Genomic DNA, 12255 nt, shown 5'->3' on the forward strand with positions numbered 1-12255 from the left:
AAGTCGAGGTATCCCGCATGTTTCGGAAACATGGAGAAATGTCACAAAGCGTAGCGGCCGGTTTTGTGGATACGATACGCTACAAATGCAACGCGCCCCTGCGGGGCGCGCGCATCAGCCGATGGTGATTTCCGCCGCCAGCCCGCCGCCGTCGCGGTTGTAGAGCCTGACCGAGCCGCCGATCGCGGCGGCCAGCTGCTGGGCGATGGCAAGGCCGAGCCCCGCCCCACCCGTCTCGCGGTTGCGCGACTGTTCCAGCCGGAAGAATGGCTGCATCGCCGCCTCCAACTGCTCCACTGGAATGCCTGGCCCTCGATCCATCACCGTGATCGCGATCTGGCCATCCTCCTTGCGCTCGACGCTAACGTCGGCCGATCCGGCGAACTTCAGCGCGTTGTCGATGAAGTTGGAGAGAATGCGCCGCAAGGCATGCGGCTTGGTTGCCGCCGTACCGCTGACCGCGCTGACGAGCGACACCGCTTTGCCGGTGTCCTGATAGTCGTAGCAGATGCTCTCGACAAACGATGCCAGATCGATGCGGGAAAGCTTCTCGCCATTTCCATGCGAACTGCGCGCATAAGCAATACCGTCCTGCACAAGTCGCTCGATCTCTCCGAGATCCTGCAGAAGTTTGGTTTTCTCCGTTGAATCATCCGCCATGTCAGCACGCAGACGCATGCGCGTGATCGGCGTCTGCAGGTCATGCGAGATCGCCGCCAGGATCTGCACGCGCTCTTCGAGATAGTGGGCGATACGATCGCGCATCGCGTTGAAGGCGCGTGCCGCATTCGCGACTTCGCTGGGTCCGGTATCGCTGAGCAGCGGCGCCTTGGTATTCGGATCAAGAGCATCGGCAGCCGCCGCAAGATCGGCAAGCGGACGAATGGCTTGCCGAACCGCTAACCACGCACAGAGCACCACGAGCAGCATCTGGATGCCGAACACATAAGGAAGCCACTGCGCAATCGGCATGACGCCCCTTGGTGTGATGTCGATCGTCAGCGGGTTCCCGTCGCTCAACGTCAGATGCGCCTGCAGCCGGGTCACATCCCCGGGGATCTTTTCCATGCGGATCGGAAAGCGGCTGCCCGCGGCATCCTCGATCTTGGCGGCGATTTCCGCGCCGCGGCTGGAGGTGTCCGGAACGCCGGCGATTCCCGGTCCGAGAACGAATTGATAGTTACCGCGGCCCAATCGATCGACCAGGGCTGCGCGCTCGTCGGCCGGTAGCCGGTCGAGCACGGCGATCGACGTTGCGACATCGCTCTCGAGCGTTCCGAGCATCACCGCCTTCGCCGACATCGAGCGCTCCGTATAGAGAACGCTGAAGGAAAGCCCGTAGGCAACCGCTAGCCCGGCAAGCAGGATGATGAACAACCGGGACCTCAGGGTTCGCGGCCAGAACCCGACAAGGCTGACGGCGCCTCGGCTGCTCATTGCCTGGTCTCCGCGATCTCGACCGGAACCGACAGCACATAGCCTTCGCTGCGCACCGTCTTGATGTAGGTCGGCTCGCGCGCATCGTCGCCCAAGCGCTGACGCAAGCGGCTGACAAGCAGGTCGATCGACCGATCGAAAAGATCGGCATCCCGACCCTGCGTCAGGTTCAGCAACTGATCGCGATTGAGAACACGCTGCGGATGATCGATGAAGACCTTCAGCAAACGGTATTCCGCACCGCTCAATGCGATCGCGGTGCCGTCCTTGTCGAGAAGGTGTCGCGAGACCGTATCGAGACGCCATTCCCCGAATATCAATAGCTGCCCCGCTTCACTGATCTGCAGATTGGGCGGCAGCATCCGCGTCCGGCGCAGCACCGCCTTGATGCGGGCGAGAAGCTCGCGCGCCGCGAACGGCTTGGCGAGGTAATCGTCGGCGCCCATTTCGAGCCCGAGAATGCGATCCATTTCGTCGCTGCGCGCGGTCAGCATCAGGATTGGCGTCGCCTTATGCTTTCCGGCACGCAGCTCGCGGCAGAGGACAAGCCCGTCATCGCCGGGCATCATCACGTCGAGCACGATCAGATCGACCGTGTTGCCGTCCAGGAAGCTGCGCATCTGGCGTCCGTCCGCGGCAACGGTGACCCGCAGCCCGTTCTTCGTCAGATAGCCCGACAGCAGCTCGCGGATTTCGCGATCGTCGTCAACGATCAGGATATGATCGACATGCTCCATGAACTTCTCCACGCTGCGCAACCAGAAGGCAGCCTCGACTCTCTTTAGCCTGCGAAGCGCAAATTGAATATCCCGCGCTTCGCACCTCGCCCCGGCACTCCGGCTTAAAAGTGATCGACGTCGATCACGGCCTTGGCGAAGGCCTCGGGTGCTTCCTGCGGCAGGTTGTGTCCGATACCGCCGGTGATGGTCCGATGCTCGTATCGGCCGGTGAACTTGTTGGCATAGGCCGCGGGTTCCGGATGCGGTGCGCCGTTGGCATCGCCTTCCATGGTGATCGTGGGCACAGAGATCGACGGGCCCATCGCCAGCCTCTTTTCGTAAGCGTCGTACTTGGCTTCGCCTTCGACGATCCCGAGACGCCAGCGATAATTGTGGATGACGACGGCGACGTGATCGGGATTGTCGAAGGCGGCCGCCGATCTTTCGAAGGTCGCATCGTCAAAATCCCACTTCGGCGATGCCGTATGCCAGATCAGCCGCGCGAATTCGCTGCGGTTGCTCTCGTAGCCAAGCTGGCCGCGCTCGGTCGCGAAGTAGAACTGATACCACCAGGCAAGCTCGGCCTTCGGCGGAAGCGGCTTGCGGTTGATCTCCTGGCTGCCGATCAGATAACCGCTGACCGAGACCAGCGCCTTGCAACGCTCGGGCCAAAGCGCCGCCATGATGTCGGCGGTACGTGCGCCCCAGTCATATCCGGCAACGACAGCCCTTTCGATCTTCAGCGCGTCCATGAATGCAATGATGTCGGCAGCAAGCGCCGCCTGCTGACCGTTTCGCGGGGTCTCGGCTGAAAGGAACCGGGTGGTCCCGTAGCCGCGCAAATAGGGAATGAGAACGCGGTAGCCGGCGTCGGCAAGCAGCGGTGCGACGTCCACATAACTATAGATGTCGTAGGGCCAGCCGTGCAGCAGCAGCACGACGGGACCATTCGCCGGTCCTGCTTCGGCGTAACCAATGTCCAGAACCCCAGCCTTGATCTGCTTCAGCGGTTCGAAGGAGCTGTGCTTTCCTGCCTTCGAGACAGGTGTTGCAGACTGTGCCGCCTGCGCTGCGCCGCCTGCAAGGCCTGACATGCCGATTTCGGCTGCGGCGACAGCCATGGCAGTGATGCCGAAAAAGCGGCGGCGATTGATCCCCTGGGACATTGATCTCTCCTGCGTTTGAATGTGAGCCGGAGAAAACAGCCTGCGTGTATCGTCGATGTGTCGCACCCGACCTTTTTTGAATGGAGATGTAGCGAGCGGCCCTCCGGATACAATGAGATACATTCGACATCTGGAAAGCCCGCTGCAGCACGACTTTGTATCGCTTTGTAGCGAGGCCGCCGAAACAGACACTCCGCTACAAATCACCGAAGTACCGGACACATCGGGGATACCAGCACGCAGCCATATGCATCTCGTTTTCTGGTCTTGGCACATCGCGTCACCAGAACCCGACCTATCGGCACTAAAGGAAAACGACGATGACGCTTCTTATCATTGCTTATCTTGGAGGCGCGCTGACGATCCTCAGCCCGTGTATTCTCCCGATCCTGCCTTTCGTCTTCGCGCGCGCCGGGCAGCCGTTCCTAAAAAGCACGCTTCCGATGCTCGTCGGCATGGCGGCCACCTTCGCAGTCGTGGCAACACTCGCCGCAGTCGGTGGTGCCTGGGTTATTCAGGCCAACGAATACGGCCGCATCGTCGCCATCGTTGTGTTGGCACTCTTCGGCCTGAGCCTGCTTTCGCCACGCTTTGCAACGCGCATCACCCAGCCGGTCGTCGGTCTTGGAAATGACCTTCTGGCCGCCACCGGTGATCGCGGCGCAGCCTCGACCATCAGAAGTTCTCTCCTGCTCGGCGTCGCGACCGGTCTGCTGTGGGCCCCCTGCGCAGGCCCGATCCTCGGGCTTGTTCTCACCGGTGCCGCCCTGCACGGCGCGAACCTGATCACCACTCTGTTGCTGCTTGCCTATGCCGCCGGCGCGGCTACGTCGCTTGCCGCCGCACTTCTGCTCGGCGGCAAGATCTTCGCGGCGATGAAGCGGTCGCTTGGCATCGGCGAACGTATCCGCCAGGGGCTCGGTGTTGCTGTGCTCGCAGGCGTTGCGATCATCGCCTCGGGTCTGGACACGACGCTGCTGGCACGGCTCTCTTATGCCAGCACCGCCTCCTTTGAACAGGCCGTGCTCAACCGGCTGGATGCCCGTTCGCTGAGCTCAGCACCAACGGAGGTCGCCAGCAACTCGACCGCCATGCTCGTCGACAACAAGCAGCCCTATCACAGCTCGCTCGGCATCGAAGGCCGCGCCCCGTCGCTTGACGGCGCCGTCCAGTGGCTGAACTCGCCGCCGCTTACCGAAAAGCAGCTTCGCGGGAAGGTCGTGCTTGTCGATTTCTGGACCTACTCCTGCATCAACTGCATCCGCACCCTCCCCTACGTCCGGGAATGGGCGGAGAAGTACAAGGATCAGGGCCTCGTCGTGATCGGCGTCCACACGCCCGAATTCGCCTTCGAGAAGAAGATCGACAACGTCAAGAAGGCAGTCGAGGACTTCAAGATCGACTATCCCGTTGCGATCGACAACGACTACCGGATCTGGAGGGCATTCGAGAACAACTACTGGCCGGCCCATTACCTGATCGATGCCGATGGACAAATTCGCTACCATCACTTCGGCGAAGGCGATTATCGCGAGACGGAACAGGCCATCCAGGACCTGTTGCATGAGGCCGGCAGCAAGACCGCCCAGAATACCCCGATCGTCGCCCCGGATGCCAAGGGTGCCGAAATGGCACCGGATCTCGCCGCCATCCGGTCCGGCGAAACCTACATCGGCTACCAGCAGGCATCGAACTTCGTGTCGCCCGAAGGGTTGCATTCCGACGCACCCCATCTCTACTCGATCAGCAATCCGCACCTGAACGAATGGGGTCTGTCCGGAACATGGACCGTCGGAGCAGAGGCCGCGACACTGGACCAGCCTGATGGCGGCATCACCTACCGCTTCAGCGCCCGCGACCTTCATCTCGTGCTCGGGCCGGATAAAGCGGGCAAGCCGATCCGGTTCAAGGTCACCGTTGACGGGAAGCCGCCCGGAGCCGACCACGGAGCCGACGTCGATGCCGACGGCAATGGCATGGTGACGGCAACCAGACTGTACCAGCTGGTTCGCCAGTCCGGCACCGTCACGGCGCGCAACTTCGAGATCAAGTTCCTGGATCCCGGCGTCGACGCCTACGCTTTCACCTTCGGCTGAGCCCACCCACGCAAAAACGGAAGCGGCCCGCGATCAACCGATCCGGGCCGCACTCATTTGTTGGGCCTTAAGGTCCCTCAATTAGAAACGCTGCGGGGAAACCCTGCTGATGTCGATCGACGGTGCCTGTCCGCTGAGCAGGTCGGCAACGATCCTCGCCGTTCCCGCAGACTGCGTCAGCCCAAGATGGCCGTGACCGAAGGCATAGATGACGCGACTGGTCGCGCGAGCCCGGCCGATCGCCGGCAGGCTGTCGGGAAGCGACGGGCGGAAGCCCATCCACTCGACCCCACCTTCCGCCTTCAATCCCGGCAGGAACATCGCGGCCTTCTTCAGCATCGCTTGCGACCGTTTGAAGTTCGGCGGCAACTGTAGGCCACCAAGTTCGACCGCGCCGCCGACGCGAACGCCGGTCGACAGCCGCGTCACGACGAAGCCATGGCCGCCGAAGGTCACCTGCGTGCGCAGATCGAAAGCGCCGGTCGGCAGCGTCGTATTGTAGCCACGCTCCGTTTCGAGCGGGATGTTCTCGCCGATGGTTTTGGCGATCCGGTGAGAGAAAGCACCGGCGGCAAGAACGACCTGACCGACCTTGCGCGTCATGCCATCAGCCGTCCTGATCTCGACGCTGCTGTCGGCAGGCTTCAGATCGACGACCTCACCCGTTTCGATCAGCCCGCCCTTGGCGCGGAAGTGATCGGCAAGCGCAAGGGTGTAGAGCTTCGGATCCGCGATCGAATACCAACCGGGGGTGAAAGTGCCGAGGATGAACCGGGACGCCAAGCCCGGCTGGATCGCCGCCATCTCGTCGCCCTTGACGTGGCGGAACTCGACGCCGTGATCTTCGCGGGCCTTCCAGCCCGGCAGCGATCCGCGAAACTCCGCATCGCTTTCGTAGACTTGCAGATTGCCTTCCTTGCGCAGCATGTCAGCGGTGCCCGTGGCATTCAGGAAGGGCTCGAGTTCGGCCTTCGAGAGATCCATCAAGGCCGTCTGCATCGCGGTCGATTGCGCGACCCGGTCAGGCGCACAGGCGCGCCAGAAGCGAAACATCCACGGCGCGATCTGCAGCGCGTAAGCCGGCGGCACCGTCAGCGGGCCGAGCGGATCGAGCAGCCATTTCGGGGCCTTCTTCAGAATACCCGGCGAAGCGAGCGGCAGGATGTCGGTAAACGCGAAGGCGCCGGCATTTCCGGCGGAAGCGCCGGCAGCCGGTCCGACACGATCAAGCACGGTGACGGAAAAACCGCGAGCCTGCGCGGCAATGGCTGCCGACAGGCCGACGACACCGGCACCGATCACGATCACATCACGTTCAACCACTGCATTATCTCCGCAGACATCAGAAGCCGAGGCAATCGGCCAACGTCATTTTCTTGAAAGGAAAGAATTTCGCAGCATGGACCGGCCCGCCGGCTCGGTGATCCACGGCCGTTGCATGACGATATCAGCCGGTTCAGGAGGGCTTTCGCGAAAGCCCTCCCTATGTTCAAACGGCAATCAGCCGAGGAAATTCTCGGACAGCAGGCCTTCCGGCAGGTTCTGGTAGGAAACCGGGCGCAGGAAGCGGCGGATCGACATCGTTCCGACGCTGGTCGCGCCGAAGTTCGTCGACGCCGGATAAGGGCCGCCGTGAACCATGGAATCGACGACTTCGACACCGGTCGGGAAACCGTTCACCAGAACGCGTCCTGCCTTGCGCTCGAGCACCGGCAGCAGGCGGCGCGCGGCGTCGAGATCGCCGCCATCCATGTGGATGGTCGTCGTCAGCTGGCCTTCGAAGCCGCGTGCGAGGTTCTCCATCTCATCGAGCGTGTCGACACGCACGACGAGACCGAGCGGCCCGAACACCTCTTCGCCGAGCGCGTGGTCCGCGAGGAACTGCTCGCCTGTCGTCTCATAGAGGTTCGGCGAGGCTTTGCGGTCGGACGACTCGGTCGTTAGCAGCGCCTTGACGGTGTTGCGCGTCGAGAAGCGCTCCTGCCCGTCGCGGTACGCCTTGGCGATACCGTCGGTCAGCATCGTCTGCGGAGCGACCTTGCCGAGTGCTTCGACGGTCGCAGCCGTGAAGCGGTCGGCATCGGAGCCCTTGACGACTACGGCGATGCCCGGGTTCGTGCAGAACTGGCCGGCACCCATCGTCAGCGATCCCGCCCAACCCTGGCCGAGCGTTTCGGCGCGCGCCTTGAGGGCTTCCGGCAGCAGGAACATCGGATTGACCGAGCCGAGCTCGCCGAAGAACGGAATTGGCTCCGGACGTGCGGCGCAAAGGTCGAACAGGGCGCGACCGCCGCCGAGCGAACCGGTGAAGCCAACCGCCTTGATGCGCGGATGCTTGACCAGGCCATGGCCAACGTCGCGGCTACCGCCCTGGATCAGCGAGAAAACGCCCGGATGAACGCCGGTGCGGCGGATGGCGGCATCGATCGCCTGCGCGATGATTTCGCCGGTGCCCGGATGCGCGGAGTGACCCTTCACAACGACCGGGCAACCTGCGGCAAGCGCAGCAGCAGTATCGCCGCCGGCGGTGGAGAAGGCGAGCGGGAAGTTCGAGGCACCGAATACCGCCACCGGACCGATCGGCCGCTGCAGAAGGCGGATTTCCGGGCGCGGCGCCGGCTGGCGATCCGGCAGCGCCTGATCGAAACGGCGGTCCAAGTATTCACCCTTCTCGATGTGATCTGCGAAAAGCCGCAGCTGGCCGGTCGTGCGGCCGCGTTCGCCCTGCAGGCGCGCTTCCGGCAAACCGGTTTCCTGGCTGCCGATTTCGGTGATGGCTTCGGCGCGGGCTTCGATTTCCTCGGCGATCGCTCTGAGGAACGCGGCGCGCTCGGCGCGCGTGGAGTAACCGTATGTCCAGAAGGCGTCTTCGGCGGCTTCACACGCACGGTTTACGTGCTCGACAGTGCCGGCGGCAAAGCTATGCGACGGGCCATGAGCGGGTGAGGATTGAAAAGTGCTTTCCCCGTCCAGCCATTCGCCTGCGACAAGGTGTTTTCCTGTGGGAACGAAGACCATAAGCCGATCCTTTCTCTGTATCTTTTGGCGCGTTTCAGCGAGAATCGGTTCATAGCCGAATTGCACTTGCGATTTCCTTGTATACTTTATGTATTCAGAATTCAATCGCGCCGTCTCCGGCAGAATGGCGCTTGAGAAAGGCATGTCATGACCGACCTCCCCATTACCGTCGAAGCCCTGCAGCAGCGCGTCGAAGCGATCTTCGCCAAGGCAGGCCTCAACTCCGTTCAAGCCGGCGCGATCGCGCGCGTCATCATCGCGGGCGAACGTGACGCCTGTAAGTCGCACGGCATCTACCGGATCGAGGGCGTCCTGCGCACCGTCAAGGCTGGCAAGGTCAGCGCAGATGCCCTCCCGGTTCTGCTGGAACAGGAGCATTCATCGATCGTTCGCGTCGACGCGAAGGGCGGCTTTGCCAACGCCGCATTCGAACTCGGCCTGTCGGCGCTGGTCGAACGCGCTCGGGAGTCCGGTCTGGCCGCACTTGTCATCAATGACTGCACACACTTCTCCGCCTTGTGGCCAGAGGTTGAAGCCGTGACGGCGCAGGGCCTTGCCGGTCTCGTCATGTGCCCGAGCTACGCTACGGTGGCTCCGACAGGTGGCAACAAGCCGCTGCTCGGTACCAACCCTCTTGCCTTCGGCTGGCCGCGTCCGAACGGGTCGCCATACGTCTTCGATTTCGCGACCTCGGTCGCCGCGCGCGGTGAAATCGAGCTCTATCGACGCGCCGGCAAGCCTCTCCCCGAGGGTTGGGCGATCGATGCCGACGGTGATGCAACGACCGATCCGCAGGAGGCGCTCGCGGGCGCCATGCTGCCCTTCGGCGGACACAAGGGATCTGCGATCGGAACGATGATCGAGCTGCTTGCCGGCATCATGATCGGCGATCTGACGAGCCCGAGGTGTTGGACTATCTCGGCACGACGACGCTCGCGCCGCGGCACGGCGAACTCATCCTCGCCTTTTCGCCAAAGGCCTTTGCGTCCGGCCGCAGCGGCGATCCCTTTGCGCGCGCCGAGCTGCTGTTCGAGGCGATCGTCGGCCAGGGCGCCCGCCTGCCCTCCGAGCGCCGCTATGCCGCACGTTCGAAGTCGGTTGCCAACGGCATTGCTTTGACGGCAGCGGAGGTCGCGCAACTCGATCGGCTGGAGGCACTCGGCCTCGACGCCATCGCCTGAAGGCCAGTCACGAAAAGACGTTCGCGGGCCTCGCAGGAAAGCGAGGTTCCTGGCAACCGAGCGAGGGACCGCATGCGACTGCTCTTGGTCATAGGCCTGTCGTTGGCCAGCGCGGGCTACAGCTTCTGGACGCTTGAGATGACCCGGTCGACAACGATCGGGTTGGAACCAACCGGATACGATCTGACCTACACGATGACCTGGGGCTTCGGCATGGATCAGGAATTCAGCTTCGCGCGTACGGGTTCGTCGGTATCGGGACCATCGAGCGGATCGATCGACATATGGAAGAAGCCATACAACTCAGGGCTCGCGCTCTACCGTTCCGTCGACGGCGCAACCTATTATCTTGGCTTGGGCTATAAGCTTTTCACGTTCAGGCCGTCATCCGGATATCTGAAATCATCGTGCAACCCCGATGACATCCCCACCCATACCGAACTCGGCATGCAGCTTTCAAAACGGATAGGGCACGAGCGCATTGAAGCGCTGGACCCCGGAGCGCAGCACCTGTTCAACTATATCGAGGCAGACCAGCAGGGGACGCTCCCGTCACTGCCGCTCAGTTCGAGATACTACGAAAACCTCGTCTATCTCGGGAAGTTTGGGCTGATCAGATCGGAGGAACGTGGCAGCGACGTCGGATTTACTCCGGCAGACAAGAGCTCCGAACCGCGCCTCGGCCTAGAATTCTCCTGCGGATAGCAGGCTGCGAAGGCCTAATGCCGCTCTGAATTTGACTGAAAGCATCGGCGCAAAAGTTCATTTGCGGCCGATGCTTATCCATAGGGCAGGCCAAAACGGCCGGCCCCTTTTCGTTGCCTGAAGGCTTAGGCCTTGTAGGCTTCGACGGCGCCCGGGAGCTTGCTCCAGGTGGCGTACCACGTGTTGAAAAGCTCGAACTGGGCTTCGACGTAGCCACGCTGGCTAGGTGTCAGCGCGTCGGTTTCGTTGAAGTGCAGCGTGTATTCCTTGTCGCCCTTCAGCACCATCATGTGCTTGAAATAGAGAACAAGATCGGCGCCTTCGTCGAAGGACGACAGAACCGCCAAGGCCTGCTCCAGTTCCTGGGCGCGCTGACGTGCATCGACGTCGCCCTTGGCGGCTGCCTGCGACAGATTGCAGAGATGGATCACTTCCTTCGGCAGAACGTTGCCGATGCCGGTGATCGCGCCGGTCGCGCCGCAGTTGACGAAGCCGTGGAAAACGGCCGTATCGACACCGATCATCAGCGAAACGCCATCGTCCTGGCTGGTGATGTACTCGGCCGCATAACGCATATCGGCAGGACCGCCGAACTCCTTGAAGCCGACTAGGTTCGGGTGCTCGGCGCGGATCACGAAGAACAGGTCGGCGCGGGTCGCGAAGCCGTAGTAGGGGCTGTTGTAGATGACGGCAGGAAGGTCGGGAGCCGCCGCCAGGATCGCCTTGAAATGCGCCTTCTGGGCGACAACCGACGAACCGCGGGAGAGAACGCGCGGGATGACCATCAGGCCCTGCGCGCCAACCTTCTGCGCATGGGCAGCGTGGGCGACGGCAGAAGCCGTGTTGACGGCGCCAGTGCCGACGATGACGGGTACGCCGGCCTTAACGAGGCGCTCGACGCCTTCCATGCGCTGGGCGTCCGTCAAAAGGGGCCAATCGCCCATCGAGCCGCAATAGACGACCGCCGACATGCCCTGAGCGATAAGTTCCTTGCCCTTGCGGACCAGACCCTCGAAATCCGGGCTGCGGTCTTCCTTGCAAGGCGTCATCAATGCCGGAATGACACCGGAGAAAATCTTGGCTTTCATGCTAACTCCTGTTGGCCGAATGGACTGACATCGCCGTGGCTATAAGCCCACGCGGGAGCCGTGCCCTCGAGAGACACAATAGCGTCTTGTATTTTATTTGTCGACAAAAAATCGACAGCCCCTCACAGGGCGATGTCGATGCGCTCGTTTCTGGAGAAAAACGTCTGAATTTGTTTCACAATCTGCTCGGCATGCACTTTCGCCAAGCGGTCCGCGGTCTCGGCGTCGCGGGCGGCGATGGCGGCGATCATGTCCTCGTGCTCGTCGACGAACTGCTTCGGCAGGCGGTCACCATAGGACTGGTAGTACAACCGGAGTATCCGCCGGCCTTCATCGAGCAAGCGATTGAAGAGCCCGGTGAAATAGGGATTTCGGCCAGCATCGGCGATCGCCGAATGAAGCGCCGCGTTGGTCGCGATCATCGCAAGCGCATCCTGCGCTTCGGCAGCAGCGGCAAACCGGGCCTGATGCGCCCTGATGATGGCAATATCCTCGGGGCGATGATACTGGGCGGCGAGCTTCGTCGTGACGCGATACATCAGAACAAGCGCGTCGAAGAAGGTGTGCATGTTGAGGAAGTCGATGTTCGCCACCATCGTCGATCGATTGGGAAGCGTATCGATCAACCCCTCGCCGGCGAGCCGCACGAGCGCTTCACGAATCGGCGTGCGCGACATCTTGAAACGTTCCGCCAACTGCAACTCATCGATCGGGCTGCCGGGCGGCAGCACCAGATCGAGAATTTCGTCGCGCAGGACCTCGTAGACCACCTTCACGCCGGAACCGCGTTTGCGCTCAGGGGGAAAACTTGCATCGGTGTTGGTCATCGGGCGAATCCTTATCTC

General features: G+C 62.2%; 9 protein-coding genes and 1 pseudogene. 3 read left to right on the forward strand and 7 right to left on the reverse strand.

The window, feature by feature from the left end:
- Positions 1–114: 114 nt before the first annotated feature.
- From FZ934_RS11815 to FZ934_RS11825, 3 genes are all read right to left on the reverse strand, one after another.
- Entirely contained in the window at positions 115–1437 is a 1323-nt protein-coding gene (locus FZ934_RS11815; RefSeq protein ID WP_153271223.1) for an ATP-binding protein, read from the reverse strand.
- On the reverse strand, positions 1434–2174 hold the full coding sequence (locus tag FZ934_RS11820) for a response regulator (RefSeq protein WP_113360343.1): 741 nt from the start codon (positions 2172–2174) through the stop codon (positions 1434–1436). The genes FZ934_RS11815 and FZ934_RS11820 overlap by 4 nt, the downstream gene beginning before the upstream one ends.
- Before the next feature lie 104 nt (positions 2175–2278).
- On the reverse strand, positions 2279–3322 hold the full coding sequence (locus tag FZ934_RS11825) for an alpha/beta fold hydrolase (protein WP_153271224.1): 1044 nt from the start codon (positions 3320–3322) through the stop codon (positions 2279–2281).
- A 320-nt stretch (positions 3323–3642) separates the two neighbouring features.
- On the opposite strand from FZ934_RS11825, the gene FZ934_RS11830 reads away from it, so the two are divergent.
- Positions 3643–5418, forward strand: coding sequence for a cytochrome c biogenesis protein DipZ (locus FZ934_RS11830; RefSeq protein ID WP_153271225.1), 1776 nt, complete (start codon positions 3643–3645; stop codon positions 5416–5418).
- Positions 5419–5499: 81 nt separating this feature from the next.
- On the opposite strand, the gene FZ934_RS11835 is transcribed toward FZ934_RS11830, so the two are convergent.
- Together FZ934_RS11835 and FZ934_RS11840 are read right to left on the reverse strand one after the other, a co-directional pair.
- Positions 5500–6741 (reverse strand): NAD(P)/FAD-dependent oxidoreductase, encoded by a 1242-nt coding sequence (locus tag FZ934_RS11835; protein WP_153271226.1) that lies wholly within the window; start codon positions 6739–6741, stop codon positions 5500–5502.
- Positions 6742–6918: 177 nt separating this feature from the next.
- Positions 6919–8436 carry an aldehyde dehydrogenase (NADP(+)) gene (locus FZ934_RS11840; protein WP_153271227.1) on the reverse strand — a complete coding sequence of 506 codons (1518 nt, stop codon included), beginning with the start codon at positions 8434–8436 and terminating at the stop codon, positions 6919–6921.
- Between the two features lie 147 nt (positions 8437–8583).
- On the opposite strand from FZ934_RS11840, the pseudogene FZ934_RS11845 reads away from it, so the two are divergent.
- Positions 8584–9617, forward strand: a pseudogene (locus FZ934_RS11845) (Ldh family oxidoreductase).
- Between the two features lie 72 nt (positions 9618–9689).
- A complete protein-coding gene (locus FZ934_RS11850; RefSeq protein WP_153271228.1) occupies positions 9690–10322 on the forward strand; it encodes a hypothetical protein in 633 nt (210 codons plus the stop codon).
- Positions 10323–10447: 125 nt separating this feature from the next.
- Here FZ934_RS11850 and FZ934_RS11855 read toward each other — a convergent pair whose 3' ends face one another.
- Together FZ934_RS11855 and FZ934_RS11860 are read right to left on the reverse strand one after the other, a co-directional pair.
- The gene (locus tag FZ934_RS11855; RefSeq protein WP_153271229.1) at positions 10448–11410 is read right to left on the reverse strand and encodes a dihydrodipicolinate synthase family protein; all 963 of its coding nucleotides are present in this window, start codon (positions 11408–11410) and stop codon (positions 10448–10450) included.
- A 122-nt stretch (positions 11411–11532) separates the two neighbouring features.
- Positions 11533–12237: a GntR family transcriptional regulator gene (locus tag FZ934_RS11860; RefSeq protein ID WP_153271230.1), complete on the reverse strand. Its 705-nt coding sequence runs from the start codon at positions 12235–12237 to the stop codon at positions 11533–11535.
- Between the last annotated feature and the right edge of the window lie 18 nt (positions 12238–12255).

This window comes from Rhizobium grahamii (assembly GCF_009498215.1).
In the GTDB taxonomy this organism is placed as follows: domain Bacteria; phylum Pseudomonadota; class Alphaproteobacteria; order Rhizobiales; family Rhizobiaceae; genus Rhizobium; species Rhizobium grahamii_A.